This window comes from Paenibacillus sp. BSR1-1, from assembly GCF_030403775.1.
Lineage (GTDB): Bacteria > Bacillota > Bacilli > Bacillales > Cytobacillaceae > Neobacillus.
In genome coordinates this window covers 152,714-173,491 of the sequence record NZ_JAQMWQ010000007.1, presented here as the reverse complement: position 1 = coordinate 173,491, position 20,778 = coordinate 152,714, and the positions used below count along the sequence as shown (strand labels likewise).

21 protein-coding genes and 1 other annotated feature are annotated in these 20,778 nt (G+C 39.3%); of the genes, 10 read left to right on the top strand and 11 right to left on the bottom strand.

Annotation, left to right across the window (positions count from 1 at the left end; genetic code table 11):
- Positions 1-17 precede the first annotated feature (17 nt).
- Positions 18-1,343: a GntT/GntP/DsdX family permease gene (locus PH210_RS13650; protein ID WP_289986139.1), complete on the top strand. Its 1,326-nt coding sequence runs from the start codon at positions 18-20 to the stop codon at positions 1,341-1,343.
- A gap of 160 nt (positions 1,344-1,503) precedes the next feature.
- Positions 1,504-1,732, top strand: a binding site (T-box leader).
- Positions 1,733-1,784: 52 nt separating this feature from the next.
- A complete protein-coding gene (locus tag PH210_RS13645; RefSeq protein WP_289986137.1) occupies positions 1,785-3,104 on the top strand; it encodes an amino acid permease in 1,320 nt (439 codons plus the stop codon).
- On the opposite strand, the gene PH210_RS13640 is transcribed toward PH210_RS13645, so the two are convergent.
- The 5 genes from PH210_RS13640 to PH210_RS13620 form a co-directional block, all read right to left on the bottom strand.
- Complete coding sequence (locus tag PH210_RS13640; protein ID WP_289986135.1) at positions 3,075-3,353, bottom strand: hypothetical protein; 279 nt, start codon at positions 3,351-3,353, stop codon at positions 3,075-3,077. The two genes, PH210_RS13645 and PH210_RS13640, sit on opposite strands and share 30 nt — an antisense overlap.
- Before the next feature lie 42 nt (positions 3,354-3,395).
- Positions 3,396-4,412: a zinc-dependent alcohol dehydrogenase family protein gene (locus PH210_RS13635; RefSeq protein ID WP_289986134.1), complete on the bottom strand. Its 1,017-nt coding sequence runs from the start codon at positions 4,410-4,412 to the stop codon at positions 3,396-3,398.
- A gap of 61 nt (positions 4,413-4,473) precedes the next feature.
- Positions 4,474-4,740, bottom strand: coding sequence for an FCD domain-containing protein (locus PH210_RS13630; RefSeq protein ID WP_289986132.1), 267 nt, complete (start codon positions 4,738-4,740; stop codon positions 4,474-4,476).
- Between the two features lie 65 nt (positions 4,741-4,805).
- Positions 4,806-5,348: a chromate transporter gene (locus PH210_RS13625; RefSeq protein ID WP_289986130.1), complete on the bottom strand. Its 543-nt coding sequence runs from the start codon at positions 5,346-5,348 to the stop codon at positions 4,806-4,808.
- A 16-nt stretch (positions 5,349-5,364) separates the two neighbouring features.
- The gene (locus PH210_RS13620) at positions 5,365-5,991 is read right to left on the bottom strand and encodes a chromate transporter (protein ID WP_289986129.1); all 627 of its coding nucleotides are present in this window, start codon (positions 5,989-5,991) and stop codon (positions 5,365-5,367) included.
- 221 nt (positions 5,992-6,212) lie between these two features.
- Here PH210_RS13620 and PH210_RS13615 point away from each other — a divergent pair, with 221 nt between their 5' ends.
- Positions 6,213-7,091: a LysR family transcriptional regulator gene (locus PH210_RS13615; protein WP_289986127.1), complete on the top strand. Its 879-nt coding sequence runs from the start codon at positions 6,213-6,215 to the stop codon at positions 7,089-7,091.
- Between the two features lie 524 nt (positions 7,092-7,615).
- Here the strand turns inward: PH210_RS13615 and PH210_RS13610 are convergent.
- A complete protein-coding gene (locus tag PH210_RS13610) occupies positions 7,616-7,753 on the bottom strand; it encodes a hypothetical protein (RefSeq protein ID WP_289986125.1) in 138 nt (45 codons plus the stop codon).
- Between the two features lie 239 nt (positions 7,754-7,992).
- Here PH210_RS13610 and PH210_RS13605 point away from each other — a divergent pair, with 239 nt between their 5' ends.
- The gene (locus tag PH210_RS13605) at positions 7,993-8,508 is read left to right on the top strand and encodes a DoxX family protein (protein ID WP_289986123.1); all 516 of its coding nucleotides are present in this window, start codon (positions 7,993-7,995) and stop codon (positions 8,506-8,508) included.
- Positions 8,509-8,592: 84 nt separating this feature from the next.
- Here PH210_RS13605 and PH210_RS13600 read toward each other — a convergent pair whose 3' ends face one another.
- From PH210_RS13600 to PH210_RS13590, 3 genes are all read right to left on the bottom strand, one after another.
- A complete protein-coding gene (locus PH210_RS13600; RefSeq protein ID WP_289986122.1) occupies positions 8,593-8,844 on the bottom strand; it encodes a DUF2535 family protein in 252 nt (83 codons plus the stop codon).
- 146 nt (positions 8,845-8,990) lie between these two features.
- Positions 8,991-10,118: a carboxynorspermidine decarboxylase gene (nspC, locus tag PH210_RS13595; protein ID WP_289986121.1), complete on the bottom strand. Its 1,128-nt coding sequence runs from the start codon at positions 10,116-10,118 to the stop codon at positions 8,991-8,993.
- A 4-nt stretch (positions 10,119-10,122) separates the two neighbouring features.
- Positions 10,123-11,364: a saccharopine dehydrogenase family protein gene (locus tag PH210_RS13590; protein WP_289986119.1), complete on the bottom strand. Its 1,242-nt coding sequence runs from the start codon at positions 11,362-11,364 to the stop codon at positions 10,123-10,125.
- A 671-nt stretch (positions 11,365-12,035) separates the two neighbouring features.
- Between PH210_RS13590 and PH210_RS13585 the strand changes: the two genes are divergently transcribed.
- From PH210_RS13585 to PH210_RS13575, 3 genes are all read left to right on the top strand, one after another.
- Positions 12,036-12,236, top strand: a complete 201-nt coding sequence (locus PH210_RS13585; protein ID WP_289986118.1) for a hypothetical protein — start codon at positions 12,036-12,038, stop codon at positions 12,234-12,236.
- 193 nt (positions 12,237-12,429) lie between these two features.
- On the top strand, positions 12,430-13,359 hold the full coding sequence (locus tag PH210_RS13580; RefSeq protein WP_289986116.1) for a phosphate ABC transporter substrate-binding protein: 930 nt from the start codon (positions 12,430-12,432) through the stop codon (positions 13,357-13,359).
- A gap of 289 nt (positions 13,360-13,648) precedes the next feature.
- Entirely contained in the window at positions 13,649-15,292 is a 1,644-nt protein-coding gene (locus PH210_RS13575) for an Ig domain protein group 2 domain protein (protein WP_483312112.1), read from the top strand.
- 60 nt (positions 15,293-15,352) lie between these two features.
- Here the strand turns inward: PH210_RS13575 and PH210_RS13570 are convergent, their stop codons facing one another.
- A complete protein-coding gene (locus tag PH210_RS13570; RefSeq protein WP_289986114.1) occupies positions 15,353-16,762 on the bottom strand; it encodes an FMN-binding glutamate synthase family protein in 1,410 nt (469 codons plus the stop codon).
- A gap of 57 nt (positions 16,763-16,819) precedes the next feature.
- Entirely contained in the window at positions 16,820-18,232 is a 1,413-nt protein-coding gene (locus tag PH210_RS13565) for an FMN-binding glutamate synthase family protein (RefSeq protein WP_289986112.1), read from the bottom strand.
- A 188-nt stretch (positions 18,233-18,420) separates the two neighbouring features.
- Between PH210_RS13565 and PH210_RS13560 the strand changes: the two genes are divergently transcribed.
- The 3 genes from PH210_RS13560 to glsA all read left to right on the top strand — a co-directional run bounded on the left by PH210_RS13560 (position 18,421) and on the right by glsA (position 20,738).
- The gene (locus PH210_RS13560; RefSeq protein ID WP_289986111.1) at positions 18,421-19,170 is read left to right on the top strand and encodes a YqjF family protein; all 750 of its coding nucleotides are present in this window, start codon (positions 18,421-18,423) and stop codon (positions 19,168-19,170) included.
- Positions 19,171-19,234: 64 nt separating this feature from the next.
- A complete protein-coding gene (locus PH210_RS13555; protein ID WP_289986109.1) occupies positions 19,235-19,747 on the top strand; it encodes a hypothetical protein in 513 nt (170 codons plus the stop codon).
- Between the two features lie 61 nt (positions 19,748-19,808).
- Positions 19,809-20,738, top strand: coding sequence for a glutaminase A (gene glsA / locus PH210_RS13550; RefSeq protein WP_289986107.1), 930 nt, complete (start codon positions 19,809-19,811; stop codon positions 20,736-20,738).
- Positions 20,739-20,778 lie beyond the last annotated feature (40 nt).

Sequence of the window (20,778 nt, the reverse complement as noted above, 5' to 3'; positions counted from 1 at the left end):
TAGGGAGTGTGAAAAAGATGAGTTTATATTTAATAGGGATTACGTTAGTAGCCATTGTGATCGTCATTTTAGGAGTATCATGGTGGAAATGGCATGCATTCATCAGTTTAACAGTTGCAGGCTTGTTCCTAGCAGTGTTTTCGGGTGTGCCAATGGACAAAATTGTCACAGCCTATGAAACGGGAGTGGGCGCAGTCCTTGGACATTTGATTGGGATTTTAGCGCTGGGAACGATTTTAGGTAAAATGATGTCCGACTCAGGTGCGGGCATGCAAGTAGCTGATTTCTTTATCAAAAAATTCGGTGTGAAATACCTGCCATGGGCGATGCTTCTATCTGGCTTTATCATTGGGATTCCTGTATTTTTTGAGGTTGGTCTAGTAATCTTACTGCCTTTAGTTATTTCGATTCGCAAATCTACGAAACAAAACATTTTGTTAATTGGTATCCCGGTGCTTGCCGGATTGTCGATTGTACATGGATTAGTTCCTCCTCATCCTGGTGCGATGACGGCGATTGGAATTTATAATGCAAATCTAGGACATGTACTGCTTTATTCATTAATTATTGCTTTTCCGACTGCCATTATTGCCGGACCTTTATTTGCAAAGTTTATTCATAAACGAGTTACTCCTGAGGGTGAACCAGAGTTAATCCGTGTAGCGACTAAGTCAAGCGGATTACCAAGTACAGGGATTTCGTTTTTCATCATCCTGCTGCCTGTTTTATTAATGTTGTTAACAGTTATTGCTCCCTATCTTTCACTTCCAGGTGCAATAGAAAAATTCCTAGTGTTTATTGGAAGTCCGGTAATTGCCCTTCTAATCTCCTGTTTTGCAGCCTATTACTTCTTGGGCTACCGCCAGGGCATGGACAAGATGTTACTTAAAAAATTAACGGAAGAATGTTTATTGCCATTAGCATCGATTATTCTTATTATTGGTGCAGGCGGTGCCTTCAAGCAAATTTTAATTGAAAGCGGTGTCGGAAATGCTATTGCTGCAATGTCCGAGCAATTTTCTTTGTCACCGATTGTCCTTGCCTTCTTAGTTGCGGGATTAATCCGTGTCGCCACTGGTTCAGCAACAGTTGCATTAACAACAGCAGCCGGCATTGTTTCTCCAGTAGTGGCGCACATGTCAGGTGTTAACCTGGAATTATTAGTTATTGCGACTGGTGCAGGTTCATTAATGCTTTCCCATGTAAATGATGCCGGCTTCTGGCTGGTAAAAGAATATATGGGATTGACGGTTAAAGAAACCTTCAAGACCTGGACGGTCATGGAAACACTCCTTTCTTTTGTCGCCTTTATTCTGGTTTTAATTTTAGATGTGTTTGTTTAATGGTCATATAAATAATTGAATTTAAGAGGTACCCAAACTTGAAGTTTGGGTGCCTCTTTTCATTAAATATTACGAAAATCATTGACAGAATATTAATACGGCCTCTATAATACAAAGCATGCTTACTGTAGAGCGTAAATTATTCATATGATTGAGAAATAATTGAGCAATGAAGGGAATATAAGTAATGCTTATCTCACTGTTTTAGAGAGCTGATGGAAGGTGAAAATCAGTACAAAGATAAGGATGAATTTCGGTCCCGGAGCATTTTTTTCGAAGTAAAGGGCGACCTTTGTGAAGGAAAAAACGGTCAAACATGATCGTTAACAAAGTCGAGAGGCAGACTCAGTCTGCAACTAGGGTGGTACCGCGATAATTTCGTCCCTACTGATACAATCAGTAGGGACTTTTTTATGGAAAAAAATAAAGGAGCAAATCATGATGAAATTACAAAAAAGTTTATTGCCTCGTCATATACGATTGATGGCACTCGGAGGAGCAATCGGCACAGGTATATTTAAAGGTACTGCTGAAACAGTATCAATAGCGGGGCCCGCCGTTATTTTTTCTTATCTGTTTGCAGGATTATTGCTTCTTGTAGTTATGGGGGCAATCGCAGAGATGGCCATTGCTTATCCTGGAGTGAATATGAAAGGTTTTATTCATAAAGCATTTGGAACGAACGTGTCTTTTGTGATCGGATGGCTGTACTGCTTTATGTGGTTGGTTGTATGTGTCATTGAAGTGATTGCAGCAGGAAGCTTTCTGCAATATTGGTTTCCTTCCTTTTCTTTATGGTCCTTAAGCCTTATTAGTGCTCTTTTCATAGTGGCTATTAATTTAATGAATGTAAAGCGTTATGGAGAGATTGAATTTTGGTTTGCCGGTATTAAAATTACCATGATTGTTTTATTCGTTGTTTTAGGCGCTGGTATTTTATTCGGTTTTATCCCGAGCAATGAAACTGACTATGTGCAAAATTATGTACAGCACAAAGGATTTTTCCCTCATGGGTGGTCAGGAGTGTTTTCCGCACTGCTAATCGTCATTTTTTCATATGGCGGTACCGAGCTTATTGGATTGACATTAACCGAAACAAAAGAAGCAGAGAAGATATTGCCAAAAGTGATTAAAGGAGTAATATGGAGAATCGTGATATTCTATACGCTCCCAATCCTTATCATTTGCGGATTAATTCCTTGGAATGAAATCGGCAGCCAAGCAAGTCCATTTGTGCAAGTGTTATCTGCTGTCGGATTTGGTGGATCAGCTCACATTATGAACTTCGTCCTTATTACAGCCGTTTTGTCTGCTGCAAACTCAGGGATTTATGGCTGTACACGAATGCTGTATTCATTAGCTGCAGAAGGAGAAGCACCGAAACAGTTTTCGTTTGTTTCTAAAAACGGTGTTCCATTATATAGTGTAATCTTTAGCGCTATTATTCTGATTGGAGGTACATTTGTCGCGTACTTTTCACCTGACCGTGTTTTTGGGTATTTGATGGCCATTCCGGGGTTTACGGTATCATTGGTGTGGATCAGCATATGTTTAGCACAACTGAAGCTTCGGAAAACGTATACAAAGCTGCCGCATTTTAAAGTATGGGGATATCCATATGTAACCTCATTTACTGCAACAGCGTTAAGTATAAGTTGTGTCGTATTTGCTTTTAGCGAGCAGAATCGAGTGAGTATTTTTGTTTGTTTAGGTATTCTGCTTATCTTAATGCTATGTTCTGTATTTAGAGACAAAAAGTAGAATGGTTGAAGATAGGTGAAAAGAAGAGAAGCTGGAATGATAGCCGGCTCCAATTGTCGGATAACCAGCTCCAATTATCGGATAGCCGGCCCCAATTGTCGGATAGCCGGCCCCAATTGTCGGATAGCCGGCCCCAATTGTCGGATAGCTGGCCCTAATTGTCGGATAGCCAGCTCCAATTGTCGGATAGCCGGCCGTAATTGTCGGATAGCCAGCTCCAATTATCCGATAACTGTCTCCAATAGTCAAAATTGCAGTTGGCCAGTTAAGAAAAACCGTTAACCACTTTTCTTATTCGTAAACGATAACACCCTTTGTGACATGCATCCTTGGATAATTTACCATTGCATCTGGAATTTCATCCAATTGAAACGTATGGCTTATGGAACGGTTTACCCGAATCTTACCTTGTGCAATCAACGAAATCGCTTTTTCATGTGTATCCGGATTAATAAACGAACCGCTTATCTTTAACTCTTTTGCGAAGACTTCAAATGGTGAAATGGAAATTTTGGTATCAGGAGCGGCCACTCCGAAGAAGAGGATTTGGGCTCCTTTTTGTGAAGCTTTTACTGCCTGCTCCATGGTTTCCTTTCTCCCAACGCATTCAATAACAATATCGAATCCACCTGTTTGACTGACCCAATCATCAAACGTGCCGCTAAGAGGACTTACGACTTGATCGGCTCCGTAATCATAGAGGAGACTATGCTTCGTTTCATCCGGCTCACTGATAACGACAGGGTTGGCACCATACATTTTTGTCATTTGAAGCATAAGTTGGCCGATGAATCCTCCGCCAATGACAAGAACGGAACTGCCTGGCTGAATCTTAATCTGCTCGATTCCATGAATCACACATCCTAATGGTTCTATCAAACTAGCTTCTTCAAAAGAGATACTATTAGGAACTTTATAGCAATTTGCGGCCGGAACAACACAATATTCTGCCATTCCGCCGTTTCGGGTGACACCAAGAGCTTCAAGGTTTTCACATAGATGCTTCTTTCCATTTCGGCAATAGGAGCATATGCCACAGTAAATATTTGGGTCAATACTTACCCGGTCTCCCTGCTGTAAGCCCTTGACCTTTTCCCCGACAGAAACCACCTCACCTGAAAATTCATGTCCCAAAATAGTAGGGGGGACGACTTCTGCTGAACCGGGCTGTCCATGAAAAATATGCTGATCGGTCCCACAAATTCCACAAGCCTTGACCTTAATGAGGATTTCCCCAATCCCTGGAACGGGTACCTCCTGATTTTGTATTTCCAATTGATGTTTCCCTAAAAAAACTGCTGCTTTCATCTTCATACCCCCAGGCACTTAGTTATGAATTTCAAAAAAAGAGTTCTCATTTCTTAAAAGGTTAATCTATGTTTATGTCACTTAAGGGGGCACGTACCATTTCTTCTCTAATCCTTGTAAGGTGCTCTTCCATCAGTTGCTTCGCTTTATTAGAGTCCTTTAACGCGAAGGCGAGAAAGATTTCTTTATGTTCGTTCAGCGTATCATGAAAATTGCCTACTCGTAAATAACGATGATTGCGGGTGGTTCGAATGGTATTTTTCAATTGTTCACTAAGAGTTTGAATTAAGGCGGCAAAAATAGAATTATTGGAAGCTTGAATTTGCAAAATCCTTATAAAAAATATGAAAAAGTATAAAAAGAATGCGAACAGTGTGATTGACTGTTCGCATTTTAGCTATAGAGAGCCACACCCACTAAACCTGAAAGGATAATGACATATAGAGGATGCCAGCGGTATTTAATTAATACAAATAAGGATAGTCCAAAAATGACCAGCAGACTTACCATGCGAAATGAGATATGAAAAGTAAGCAAGTCATTTGATAACGCAAAACTTATAGAGGCATAAATGATTAAACTAGTAACAATAGGCTTTAATCCATAGAATAGGGATTGAACAAAGTGATTATCATGCATCCTTTTAAAAAATGAAGCGATTAGAATAACCAATATAATAGAGGGAATAAGAATAGCAATAGCCGATATGATGGCACCAGCTATTCCGGATGTTGAATACCCAACTAAAATGGCGCTATTGGTTGCAATTGGACCAGGTGACATTCCTGAAATGGCAATTAAATTGGTAAATTGTTTGGCCGGAATCCATCCGTAGCGGGTGACTTCCGAGTTTATAATCGGAATCATCGCATATCCCCCGCCGAAAGAAACCAGACCGATCCAAAAAAAAGTTTTAAACAGCTGCCACAAAACCATTTCGATTTCCCCCTATTTAAATTCCATCTCCAATAAAATAATCATGGCTGGTGTAGGATGTAACTTTGTCCTTGTCTTTTCTTGGCGTAATTTTGTAGCCAAGTTTTCTTTTTAAAAAAATGGAAATCGCTCCAGTTACAGCACCAAGGATAATGGCTAAGACTGGATGAATGAAGAATAATGCCGGCACGCCAATGAGCATAATAAAAAAAGTCGTTTTATCCACGATTGATGTTTTGATTGTTTTAATAGCTGCATAAACAATGATGGCTAAAATAGTAGCCCTGATGGAAACAAATGCAGCTTCAATCTTTGGATTATCATGAATGAATAGATAAGAAATTCCGAGAGTCAATACAATTAAAAAGGTAGGCAGCGAAACACCGATCATCGCCGCGACTGCCCCTTTGACGCCGCCTACTTTGTGTCCGATAAAGGAGGCCGAATTGATGGCGACTGCTCCCGGGACAGATTGTGCTAAGGCAAACAAATCCGTAACATCTTCACTTTCTATCCACTTTTTCTTTTCAACTATCTCCCGCTCTATTAGTGGAATCATTGCAAAACCACCGCCAAAGGTAGCGGGGCCGATTTTAAAAAAGGTCCAAAATAGCTGGAACAGCTTTCTCCATTCTTCTTTCATATTTACCCTTCTCCCTTAGTGTTATCTTTTTATATTAGAATAATATTTTTTGTAATTCTATCATACATCTATTATGTTATCAGATGAGTCAAGGGGAATAAATTGCAACAAAATTATAGGGTATAATAATTTGTTATACCCCAGTAAAAGTATCTGTTTTTTATACTTTGTGTGTTACCATATTTTATATTGAAACCCAAATACCAGGAGGAGATTGTTTCGTGAACATTGAAAATTTAAAAATGTTTTGTTTGGTAGTGGATGAAGGAAGCATAAGTCAAGCCGCCAGATTAAGTTATGTCACGCAGCCAGCTGTAACGAGACAAATCCACCAACTGGAAAATTATTATGGGACATTGTTATTCGACAGAACGGAAGGGAAGATGAGGGTTACTGAGGCCGGAAAGCTGCTCTATCCGTTTGCCAAATCGATCGTGAACGATTTTTATCGTTCAAGCGAAGTGATTAGACAGTCAACAGGAGAGCGAAATACCACCCTTCATGTCGGTGCTTCCTTTACTATCGGGGAATATTTATTGCCCAGCCTGCTTGGTCGATTCAAGAAAGATATGCCTGATATCAAAGTAACCTTAACGATTAAAAATACTCCTGGCATTATAGAGGATTTAACCAATGATGTCATCGACCTGGCCATGGTGGAGGGAATCGTCGACAACGGTAATCTGACGGTCGAGAAATATGCAGTTGATGAGCTTATTCTCGTTTGTTCGCCAGAGCATTCATGGGGAGGGCAAATTAACATAGAAGAGCTGGCAAATGAAAGAGTGATCTGGCGTGAATCGATATCTGGCACACGTCTGATCGTAGAAAATATGCTAAGGGAAAATGGAATTTTGGATAAAATTGAAAGCTATATGGAGTTAGGGAGTACCCAAGCGATCAAAAGCGCTGTAGAGGCTGGCCTTGGGATTAGTATCCTGCCGCGTTTAACGGTTGCTAAAGAATTGGAACAAGGGACATTACGAGAAGTGGTCATCATTGATGTAAAGATTATCAGGGATTTATGGCTGGTTAAAAAACACCACCGCTTCAACAAATTGGGCGTTTCTAAATTTTTGGATTTTATTCATCATAAATAATAGGCCTTTCGGGCTGCATTTCGTGGTGAAGCTGTCTATAAAACAAGTTTGGCTGTGAAGACCGGACACAGGTTGTCGTTACAGCACTTCGCAATGGAATGGTTAGATAAATCTTTTTACGTGACATTCACACGAAGTACCCGTTTTCGGCTTAGAAAAATGCAAGGTGTTTTCCTGTTGGTTTTACGATTCGCTGATAAATGGGCTGGAAACGCTGATAGAAGTTGAAAATTCGCTGATAAACCTAAGAAATTCGCTGATAAATCTCCGAAAAGCGCTGATAGGGTGTATTTTTACACTTTAATTAAGCGTTTTAAGAATTCAAACAGGGGATAGGAACACTAATTCAAGATTTATAGCCAAAATTGCTTGATTAAATAGACAAAAAACCTTGTCGAGATGTAGTATATCGCCTCCACAAGGTTTTTAATATTTCTAAAGTGAATATTAAACGTTAAGGATTCAAGAAGAACTTCCAAAAATGAAAGAGGGGATGGCTTAAATGTAAGGAGCATCCCTATTTCTTAATTTGTTTTATCATCTTTTTCCTCTAAGTGGTCTGATTTACTCTCCGTAATGACACGGTCAATATCAAGATAAGGCTTTCCTCGTACTGCTTCATTCGAAACAATATTCACCGTATTTTTCCGATGATCGTTCATCATCATTACCTCCAAAGGAAAATTTCAATACCTGCAATAGTTTCTCCAATTAATGTAGTTAAAACTCATTTTAAAAATATCTCCTTATTAAAAAGTACTTAGAGATTATGCCGTTCAAAAGTTTGTCAAAGGATTTCAAACAAACTGTGAACTTATCACTATAGCCATGTTTTTTATAGGAAAAAATAATATATTAATACCATAAAGAACAAACAAAATTTTGAAGGGCGGAATCATTTATGTTTAACAAATTTTTAAGGGAAAATAAGATTTCAGCAGTTATTTTAACAGTCTTACGTTTATACCTCGGTTATTCTTGGATTACAGCAGGGTTTCATAAATTAACAGGAGGCTTTGATGCTTCAGGCTTCTTAAAAGGAGCAATCGCAAACCCAGTAAAAGGCCCAGATGGTGCAGTGGTATTTGGCTGGTATGTAGAGTTCTTAAAACACATTGCCCTGCCAAACGTTGATGTATTCAACATATTAGTGCCTTGGGGCGAAACATTAATCGGCTTAGGCTTAATCGTAGGATGTTTAACAACAACAGCGATGTTCTTTGGACTATTCATGAACTTCAGCTTTTTCCTTGCAGGTACAGTATCTCATAACCCAAGAGACATCTTCTTAGGCTTCATCATCTTAACAGCTGGCTATAACGCAGGAAGAATCGGTTTAGACCGTTGGGTCGCTCCTTTTATCAGAAAAATGCGCAAAAAAGGTACTGAAAATGAAAAAACGAGAGTAACTGCTTAATTTTAATAATCAAAAGAATCGCCTCTAAAAATGAAAAAGCTTGCAGAGAAATGGATTGTTCTCTACAAGCTTTTTCTATATTCTTTATGCGTTATTTTTATACTCCTGAAGGCTGAATAACTCTTTGTAGTCAGGCCATCTCATTTTTGGCTTCACGTAATCGCGGAAGGAATAACAGACTTTTTCTTGAGGATTCTTTTCAAGGGATAAAATAAAGGATTCCAGGCGAACTTTCATCATAAAATAATAGGGATTATTTTTATCCATAACAGGGATGTCAATGATTTTCATCTTTTGTCCAGCTGAATTTTTGAATTCGAGGCTCTTAAATAACAAAATATCATCTTCTTTTTACCAGTTTTATACCATTATAGCGCATTAGAACACTAAAGCGTCAAAATATTGTTAAAATTTTATGAACAAATTATAAAAAACCAGATTCTAGTTTGAGAATCTGGTTTTTTATAAACTCTAGTATTTCTTTAAGCAAGTCTCATTTTAAAATCTTGATAGCCAAATTCACGTACGACCTTACAATCGCCATCTTTATCTTGTACGACGATGGATGGCAATGGCATGCCATTAAAGGTGGTGTTTTTCACCATTGTGTAAATCGCCATATCACCAAATACCAATCTGTCGCCGCTCTTTAATGGCTGGTCAAACGAATAATCGCCGATCACATCGCCTGTAAGACAGGTTTGGCCGCCAAGGCGATAAGTAAATGGCTTCTCGCCTGCTTCCCCTGATCCAAATAAAGGAGGACGATAAGGCATTTCCAGCACATCCGGCATATGACAGGTTGCGGAGGTGTCAAGAATGGCAATATCGATTCCGTTTTTATGAAGGTCAAGTACAGAAGTGATTAGATATCCTGCGTTGAGAGCGATAGCTTCTCCTGGCTCAAGATATACTTCTAATCCGTATTTTTCCTGCATTCTCTTAATGCATGCTTCAAGTCTCGGGATATCATAATCTTCCCGTGTAATATGGTGGCCGCCGCCAAAGTTGATCCATTCCATTTGCGATAGCCATTGTCCAAACTTTTCTTCCACTGCATTTAGAGTCGTCTCTAAATCGTCAGAGTTTTGCTGGCAAAGGGTGTGGAAATGCAGTCCTGAAACACCATCAAGTAATTCTGGACGAAAATCTTCCTGTTTTACGCCAAATCTGGAACCCGGTGAACATGGGTCATAGATTTCATGGCCAACTTGTGTTGAACACTCAGGATTGATGCGCAAGCCCACTTTTCTGCCAGCTTGAAGAGCTTTATCTTTAAATTTTTCCAACTGTGAGAAGGAATTAAAGATAATATGATCACAAATCGAGATGATTTCGTCGATTTCATCTTCACGGTAGGCAGGGGCAAAGACATGATTTTCTTTGCCCATTTCTTCGTGTCCCAAACGGGCCTCAAACAAGCCGCTAGCCGTTGTACCGCTCAAATATTCTCCAATGAGGGGATACATAGTTGTCATAGAAAATGCTTTTTGTGCCAAAACAATCTTAGCTCCTGTACGCTGCATTACGCCATTAAGGATTTTTAGATTTTTTTCTATAAGAGCTTCATCAACTACATAACAAGGCGTTGGTAATTCTTCAAACCGCATCTTATTAAACTAGCTCCAGCTCTTTTTCTTCTGCTTCTTCTGGCAATGCATCCACAAGTACAGGATTAAAGTCTTCTACCCATGGAAGACCCCATTTGTTTAACTCTTCCATGAATGGATCTGGATCAAACTCTTCAATATTGAATACGCCCGGCTTATTCCATTTGCCAGTCATGACCATCGCTGCACCAATCATTGCAGGAACGCCTGTTGTATAGGAAATAGCTTGAGAACCAACTTCTCTATAGCACTCTTGGTGGTCACAAATATTGTAAACATAATAGGTTTTATCTTTTCCATCCTTTTTCCCTTTGAAGATACAGCCGATGTTTGTTTTGCCGACTGTACGCGGTCCAAGGGAAGCTGGATCTGGTAATACCGCCTTCAAGAACTGAAGTGGAATGATTTGTTTTCCTTCGAATTCGATTGGCTCGATGGAAGTCATTCCAACATTTTCAAGGGCCTTAAGGTGTGTAATATAGCTTTGGCCAAATGTCATGAAGAAACGGATACGCTTAAGTCCAGGAATGTTTTGTGCAAGGGATTCAAGCTCTTCATGGTAAAGCAAGTACATATCTTTTTCGCCCACTTCAGCGAAGTCATAAACTCGTTTGATTTCCATTGGCTCGGTTTCAATCCATTCACCGTTTTCCCAATAACGTCCGTTAGCAGAAACTTCACGGATATTGATTTCCGGGTTGAAATTCGTAGCGAACGGATAGCCGTGGTCGCCGCCATTACAGTCAAGAATGTCAATATATTCAATTTCATCAAAATAGTGCTTTAACGCGTAAGCAGAGAATACACCTGTTACACCCGGGTCAAAACCGCTGCCTAAAAGAGCCGTAATGCCAGCTTTTTCAAAGCGCTCACGGTATTCCCATTGCCATTTATATTCGAATTTAGCCGTATCTTCCGGCTCATAGTTAGCTGTATCCATATAATGTGTTTTTGTTGCAAGACAAGCATCCATGATAGTTAAGTCTTGGTATGGTAACGCTAAGTTCATAACGATATCTGGTTTTACTTCATTAATTAATGCAATTAATTCATCTACGTTATCTGCATCAACTTGTGCAGTTGTAATTTTAGTTTTGCCGCCGTCAAGTTTTGCTTTTAATTCATCACATTTTGATTTTGTACGGCTTGCAATACAAATCTCTTCAAATACCTCGCTGTTTTGAACACATTTATGAATAGCTACTGATGCCACGCCGCCGGCGCCAATAATAAGTGCTTTTCCCATTCTCCTATCTCCTAACTTAATAGATTTTGATTTTGCAACAACAACAAAAAAAGCAAGTGAAAAACGCATACCTGCGCACAACACTTGCTTTAGATATAATCAATATTAATACCATGACAAAAAGTCATAGAAATCCGTCTATCACAAAAGTCCTAGGACCATTGGGCAGAAAGCATTTTAATATTCAAAATATATCTTAGTAGGATCAGAGTCTATATAGCAAATAATTACTTTTACCACTCTTATTGACCGTTTCACAAGTTGTGTGCATATGCACTGGTTGTAAAGTAACCAACTTATAAAATTTGAGCTTTTAACTCAATCAATAAGGCAACCAAAGTTGCCAATCGGCATTTGACCCGGCTGTCCGTATGGCCTTGACTTCCAAAAGGAGGTGGTCAAAATTATCTGCTTGGAAAGACTCAAAATTTTGAATATCAGCTTTCCAATTTCATGCTATTACATATTATCACATTTAAAAATAATAGCAATACTAAATACTAAAAAATTTATCAATAAATGTCGAAATGTTTTATTGGAAAAGTATTTTTTTGTTACAATGAGTTGCTCCACTAAGACGACGAGTGGATTTTTTACAAAAAATTAACAAGGATTTTATTCATTTTTGGCAAATTCTATACGTAAGTAATATAAAAGAAAGGAAGTGGAGTATGAGATATCAAAGAACGTTTTTTATGATTAATGATTTGGTCATTGAAGTCAAGAAACCTGAAATAACGCTAAAAAAAATTAAAGTGACCCAGACTAAAGTAGAAAATGAAGAATATAGAATACTCCGAAAAAAATTCGATGAAGATCTTTTCCATTTCGAAAAAAAACCTAATGGATGGTTTATAACAGAAAAAGAATAACTATTTTTTAAATCCTCTTATAGTAGAAAGCTTTCTACTATAAGGGGATTTTATTTTTTTAAAATTATACAAAAAACAACAAATTTCTACCAAAGTTTACACCTCCTTAATACTCCCTTTACAATTTTGGTTTATTATCAATTTTGCAAGGAAAACAGAATGTTACTACCAAATTAGTAGGGGGAAATAAGAATTGAAAAGCTTAAAAAAATTAAGTCTACTTACATTATTTGCAGCATTGATGGTTTTCATGGCTGCATGTGGAGGCGGAGCTTCTACAGATAAATCAGAAGGAACTGCAAAGAAAGAAACACCTAAAACGGAAGAAAAGAAAGAACTTTCTGGCTCATTAGTCGTTTCTGGTTCATCTGCAATGCAGCCATTAGTGGCAGCGGCAGCGGAAGAATTTATGGCAGCAAATCCAAAGGTTGATATTCAAGTTAATGCTGGCGGATCTGGTACTGGCCTATCACAAGTAGCTGAAGGATCTGTGCAAATTGGTAACTCAGACGTATTCGCTGAAGAAAAAGAAGGCGTTCCAGCTGATCAGCTAGTAGACCATAAAGTTGCGGTTGTTGGTATGACTGCTGCAGTTAACCCTAAAGTTGGTATTAAAGATATTAAAAAAGAAGATTTAATTAAAGTATTCACTGGAAAAATCACGAACTGGAAAGAACTTGGCGGAAAAGATCAAAAAATCGTTCTTGTAAACCGTCCTGACTCTTCTGGTACTCGTGCAGTATTCAACAAGTTCGCTCTTGATGGGGCAACTCCTGCTGAAGGAATTACGGAAGATTCTTCAAACACAGTTAAAAAGATTATTAACGAAACTGACGGTGCGATTGGTTACCTTGCATTCTCCTACTTCACTGATGAATCTGTAACACCACTTGCAATTGATGGCGTAGAACCGACTGCAGAGAATGTACAAACTGGTAAATTCCCAGTTTGGGCTTACGAACACTCTTACACAAAAGGTGAACCTACAGGCCTTGCAAAAGCGTTCCTTGACTATATGATGTCAGATGATATCCAAAACAACTTGTTAAAAAAACAAGGATATCTTCCTGTAACAAAAATGGAAGTAGAGCGTGACGCGAAAGGTAATCAAACGAATAAGTAAGAATACATTTATAAAAGTTTAATGGAATTTAAAAGCCGGCCAGTGATGGCCGGCTTTTTGTTTTGCAACAATATCGTACACATATAAAAGAGGAACATGCCTCTTTTATGTGTGTATTACTTATTGCGTCTTATCCAACAAAATGCAGCTGGAAGTTGGTAAGAACAAGAAAGATAAACTCCTTACTATTCTATATGTTGGGAAAATTTCTATTTTTAGTAATTCCTTACATTCCATCAACATTAGTGTGGTATTTTAGTGAGGAATACACAAAAGGGGAGTGAAAGGAATGACGCGTCCAAAGGTTCCAGTTTATTCGTTTGTACTTTTGCTTTTGTTTTCATCTTTCTTTTTTATGACAGCGTGTGTTTCAGCTGAAAATGCCCTCGATCCTGCACCACAGCTTCAGCCAGTGGGGACTGCAAATGACAAGAAGGTTTTGTTTGATAATACTCATGGACAAACAGCGGGAGCAGCAGATTGGGTTTTGGACGGGGGCTTTTCTGATTTTGCGAATGCCTTAGCCAACAAAGGCTATTATGCCAAAGAGCTTCGAAAAAGCACCCCCATTACGTATCAAGATTTACAAGGCTACGATGTGTTTGTCATTGGAGAAGCAAACATCCCTTACAAAACTACTGAGCAGGCAGCAATGATCCAATATGTACAGAACGGCGGCAGTATCTTTTTCATTGGCGATCATTATAACGCGGATCGCAACAAGAACCGCTGGGATGCATCCGAGGTCTTTAACGGTTTCCGCCGGGGAGCTTATTCTAATCCAACAAAAGGAATGGGAACAGAGGAAGCTTCTTCTGCAGCCATGCAAGGTGTAACAGGTTCTGACTGGATGTCAGCCAACTTCGGCATCCGGTTCCGCTACAATGCAATTGGAGATGTAACGGCCAATGATATTGTGGCTCCGAGTCAGGCTTTTGGGATTACCTCAGGCGTTTCGACAGTTGCTATGCATGCCGGTTCAACATTAGCGATAACCGACCCCAACAAAGCAAAGGGCATTGTTTATCTTCCACCAACCTCAACAGCCTGGGGCAGCGCAGTTGACCAAGGTGTATATAATGGGGGAGGGAGAGCAGAGGGGCCATATGCAGCGGTCTCCAAGCTTGGATTAGGAAAAGCGGCGTTTATTGGCGATTCCTCGCCGGTAGAAGATGCGACTCCAAAATATTTGCGCGAGGAAACGGGAGCAAAGAAAACTACGTACGATGGATTTAAAGAACAGAACGATGGTACTTTGCTGGTGAATATCATTGATTGGCTATCAAAGAAGGAAAGCTATACAGCCTTATCACAGGTCGGTGGATTACAGCTGGATCAGCCAACCGCCTTGCTAGCGATGGAAAACCCGCAAACATCGACTGAACCGGTGGCAGAACCTTGGGCTGCACCTGCAACAGGGTATAAATGGTATGATCCATCAACTTTCAAATCTGGGTCATATGGCTATGGCTCCAGTGGATCTGGTGGAACTGGAACGACAACATTAAATGAAAAGTTTGAGTCCGGAACCAAAACCGCCTATACGACAGGCAATGTGACGCTTGCGAGTGGTTCTTGGTATTTTGATAACGCCCTCATGGGTAATTTATCTGCGGATAAGAAAACAGGTTCACAGTCAGCACGTGTCCGTGCATCTGGATCCATTAAGATGAACTTCGATGTTAGCGGGGCAAAAAGCATTCAAATTTTCCATGCCAATTTCGGTACCGACAGCGGAGCGAATTGGCAGCTGCAAATGTCCACGAATGGCGGCTCGGCATGGACAAACGTTGGAAGTTCGAATACTAGTACAACCACTTTAACTGTTAAAACCTTTACGCTTACTCAAACAGCACCTGTCCGATTCCGAATAGTCGTTTCAGGGACTTCGGGAATGAGGATTAATTTTGATGATATAGTGATTAGTAATTAATAAATAGTGGCTGCCTCATTAGGGGAGAACAATACATTGTTCTCTCCTGAAAATGGAACCTTACACTTGTTTGTCTTCCCATGGTTCAAAGGAAAACGGAATTCCAATCATTTTAGCGGTCAATTCATCATAGGACACTAAATCCTTTCTTGACAACTCTTTTAAAGAGCGTTTTCCCATTGCTCTTAATGCCATTTTTATTTCTTCTGTACTTGCTGTTAAGAATTTTTCCGCTGCTTTTACCCCATCTTCAACCTTAAATTGATCCTTGAACTTCCCGTCATACCAAATAGCCTGTGTAGGCGGTTCAAATGGAAGTGCATTCAACACTTGATCATGTGCAAGAGCAAACAACATGGAAGAGCCTAGATAGACAGCGTCGGCTCCGAGGGCAAGAACTTTTAAGAAATGACCCGGGACCAAAAGCCCTCCTGAAACGATTAAACTAATCTTTCCCTTCATGTTTCTTTTTTCTAGATGATTAGCGGCTCTAACTACCGCATGCAAGGTCGGGATCCCAAAGTCATCAAATAAAATAGGCGGTGCCCCGTGCATGGCTGCTTGCCCGCCGTCAATGGCAATAAAGTCAACCCCCATAAAGAGTAAATGATCAATATCTTCTTCAATTTTTCCACCTGCACCAATTTTGACACCGATTGGAACGCCACCTGATATGACGCGAAGTTCCTCCAGAAGCAGCTTTAAATCTACAAGTGTTTGATTTTCACAAAAATGTTCATGAATGATCGCTTCCTGATTTTCCTTAAGTCCCATTACTTCACGTGCACGACCTTTTAAACTCTCCGGTGGGATTTTTTTGCCCATTCCTGCTAACGCGCCCTGACCTAATTTAATTTCAATCATGTCAGCACGTTTAATTACATTTTCATCCTTTGCCCATTCTGTTTTTGAAAACTGTAAAATATACTTTCCGGCAGTTTTTAATTCTTCAGGTAATATTCCACCTTCCCCAGAGTTTATTGCAGTTCCTGTTTTTTGGGCCGCTTCTGCCAATGAAAGCCTTGCTTGTTCACTAAGTGCAATCCCAAATGCCATTCCACTAATCATAAGTGGAATTTTTATTTCCATTGGTTTTTTTGCATTTGGCCCAATGGTCACGGCAACATCTACCTCTGCTTCACCATCAACTGGAAATGGAGAGGTTTGAGCGGGGATAAAAGTAATGGGCTCCAAATGCGGCCATTTTTTTGAAGAACCGCCAAGCGGGCGAAAAAGGACTGCTCCTGTTTCAGCACGCAAGCTATTTTCTAGCATATTTTGAATGCCCATATGCCGAAGTCCCGGCATCAGTTCGATAATATTTTCTTGATAACTGTCCGTTAAAATGATTTTCCCTGCCTTTTTCACTATTATTTTCATAATCCAACGCCAACCAACGAGCATGAATATAAGCACGACAAATAGAAGGGACATCATTGCAAAAGTCAAATAAAAAAATAAGTTTGCCATAGTCAGTTTTCTCCATTATTACAGAAAATGAGAAAGTCGGATCGAAGGGGTGAACAATTATGACTCCATTTGTTTGTTTTCCCATGGTTCAAACGAAAAAGGAATTCCGGTCATTTTGGCGGTCAATTCATCATAAGAAACCAGATCCTTTTTTGATAACTCTTTTAAAGAGCGTTTTCCCATTGCTCTTAATGCCATTTTTATTTCTTCTGTACTTGCGGTTAAGAATTTCTCCGCAGATTTTACCCCTTCCTCAATCTTAAATTGATCCTTGTATTTCCCTTGATTCCAAACAACTTGTGTAGGAGGTTCAAACGGCATGGCATTCAAGGATTGAGGATGTGAGACGGCAAATAACATAGCGGAGCCAACATATACAGCATCGGCTCCGAGGGCGAGCACTTTTAAAAAGTGTCCTGGTACTAGAAGGCCTCCACAGGCAATTAAACTTATTTTTCCCTTCATGTTTCTCTTTTCTAGATGATTGACAGCTCTGACAATCGCATGCAGAGTTGGGATTCCAATATCGTCAGATAAAATAGGCGGGGCACCTAGTGTGGCCGCTTGTCCGCCATCAATGGCAATATAATCAACACCCATATAAATTAAATGATCAATATCTTCTTCGATTTTCCCGCCAGCCCCCATTTTTACCCCAATAGGAACACCACCTGTCAGGCCCCGAAGCTCATCAACAAGTTCTTTCAAGTCGTCCAGCGTTTGATTTTCAACAAAATTATCATAAATTACAGCATCCTCATTTTCCTTTAATCCCATCACTTCACGGGCACGACCTGTTAAATTTTTAGGAGAAATTTTACCGCCCGTCCCGAATAATGCACCTTGTCCTAACTTAACTTCTATCATATCTGCCCGCTTAATTACTTCTTCTTCCTTTGCCCATTTTGTTTTGGAGAACTGTAAAATATACTTTCCGGCTGCATCTAGCTCCTCAGGTAAGACTCCCCCTTCACCAGAATTAATGGCGGTTCCTGCATTATTAGCTGCTTCTGCTAAAGAGAGTCTCACTTCTTCACTAAGGGCGATTCCATAGGCCATCCCGCTGATCATTAGCGGAATTTTTATTTTCATAGGTTTTTTTGCATTTGGCCCAATGGTTACCTGCACATCAACATCTTCTTCTCCGTCTATCGGAAAGGGTGTTGTTTGGGCAGGGATAAAAGTAATCTGATCTAAATGCGGCCATTTTTTTGAAGACCCCATCGGGCGGTGGAGAACGTCGCCTGTTTCAGCACGTAAGCTATTTTCAAGCATATTTTGAATGCCCATATGCCGGAGTCCCGGCATCAACTCCATTACATTTTCTTGATAACTGTCTGTTAAAATAATTTTTCCCATTTGCTTCACCATTCGCTTCATTAACCAACGCCACCCAAAAAGCATAAAAACAAAGAGTAAAAATATAAATGTTACCATTGCAAAGGTCAAATAATAAAAAATGTTCAACATATTTATTGCTCCATACTCAGCATATTTTCAATAAGGAAATCCACTATTCCTAGTATATCCAAAAACAGGAAAATCATATAAAAAGTACGGGAATGCTTTAAAATAGTTGAGCTTTTTTGTATTCCTGTTCGTATGAAATTGTTATTTTTCACCAAACTATGAACATATAAAAACAGGGGGATCTTTTCATGCATATAATGAATGATATTGTGCATCGTCCTTGGCCATTACCTTCGAAGTATTGGATTATGCGACAAACATGGAAAAATCTATTGTTTTTGCATTGGCCTATTCCGCTTGAAAAATTACGGCCGCATGTTCCTTCCTCTTTACAAATTGACACCTATAATGGCTCCGCCTGGTTAGGTGTAATTTTATTCGTGTTAGAAGGAATCTATCCTCGGGGAATTTCATCTTTGTCCGTAACCCCTAAATTTCCTGAGATCAATGTAAGAACTTATGTTAAATGCGATGGCAAACCCGGTATTTATTTTTTGTCTATTGATGTTCAGAACTGGGCTTCCTTAAATATTGCAAAGAGATGGTATTATTTACCCTATCATTCGGCGGAAGTTTCTTTTCGAAAAGAAGGACAATCCTTTCATTGCCAGAGTGTTCGTAAAGGCAATGAGAATGCTCTTATCACATTTAAGGGTAAATATTTTCCCGTATCGGAGGTATATTTTCCAAAGGAGGGAATGCTGGACCATTGGCTCACTGAGCGATATTGTCTCTATAGTTCAACTAACGGAGTCAACATCTATTGCGGTGAAATACACCATCAGCCTTGGCCGTTACAAAAAGCGGAGGTAGAAATAGACAGGAATACCCTTTTTACACCTTTTCATTTTGACCTTTCTGAAGTAAAACCGATTGCTCATTTCTCTGCAGGCGTTGATTCGTTGATCTGGAATATTAAGAAAAGACGGATTAAATAAAAACATAATTTTTGGTTTTTTATAGAATAATGAAATAGATTATATCAACTGAAGGAGTATCGAAATGGGTAAGAATAAGAATAATATAAAAATTGCATTCTCATTAGCAACATTAATTCTTCCTTGGTTAACCGTCCCTTTTATGGGGAAACGAAGTTTTTTTAGGTTTTTGCCTGTAGCAAGTTTTGTCAATTTGATCTTAAGTGTATTTAGTCTTTTCTGCTATAAGAAAAAATGGTGGATAACGAAGAATCCTCTATCACCTGGCCCAATAGATTTTACCTATATATTAGGGCCATATTTTGTAGCAACGCTTTGGATATTTAAATTAACTTTTGGAAATTTCCCCAAATACATAATGACAAATATGGTATTGGATCTAATTAACGCTTTTCCTTTGCCTTACATTGGGAATAAAGTTGGAGTTGTCAAATTTATTAAGATGAAAAACAGTACCTGGTATTTTATATGTGTATTCTTGGCAATTATTATCTATGGGTTTCAGTCCGTTGTGGAAAAATCAATTAAGATAGCAGATAGATTTAAAAACACAGAGTTATCAAGTAATAAAAATTAAGATGAGGCTTTAAGAAGATATTTTAGATATAGTTCCAAGAAACTACTACGGGTGATGAAGAATGCCGTGTCAAAAAACAGAGGAATTACAACGATTTGTGGAAGAAGCAAGAAGATATACAAAAGATGGCAAGGTTGCAGACTATATTCCTGAGCTGGGTAAAGCATGTCCTGGAGATTTATCCATTGCGATTAATTATCCAGACGGAAGATGTATCTCAGCGGGAGATATTGATAAAAAGATAACACTGCAAAGTATTTCAAAGGTTATATGCTTAGCTCTTGTTTTAATGGAAAGAGGATACCGCTATGTATTTGAACGGGTGGGGATGGAGCCGACGGGAGACCCGTTTAATTCGATTGCCAAGCTGGAAACAATGGCCCCGGCCAAACCCTTAAACCCAATGATTAATGCTGGAGCACTTGTTGTAACCCACATGTTAAAAGGGGATTCAGTGGAGGAGCGGTTCAATCGGTTATTAGTATTTATTCGGGAATTGGCAGGCGACTCTTCCATTGGTTACTGTGAAAATGTAGCCCGTTCCGAATTTGAATCGGCTAATCTAAACCGGGCGTTATGCTATTTTCTGAAGCAGCATAACATCATTACGGAGGATGTAGAAACCTTATTGGATTTGTACACTAAACAGTGTGCTGTTGAAATGAATTGTTTGAATTTAGCGAGGATCGGTATGATTTTTGCAATGGATGGTGTGGACCCTCTTAATGGGAAACGGATAATGCCTGATGATGTAGCAAGAATTTGCAAAACTTTCATGGTAACGTGCGGAATGTATAATGCATCAGGCGAATTCGCCATCAAAATAGGGATTCCGGCTAAAAGTGGCGTATCAGGCGGAATCATGGGGGCTGTTCCTGGTAAATTTGGAATTGGCATTTTCGGTCCTGCCTTGGATGAGAAAGGGAACAGTGTGGCCGGACTTAAACTTTTGGAACTTTTATCAAAAAAATATCGTCTGAGTATGTTTTAAAGTAATCCCATCTGGATGCCAGATGGGATTAATTATTTGT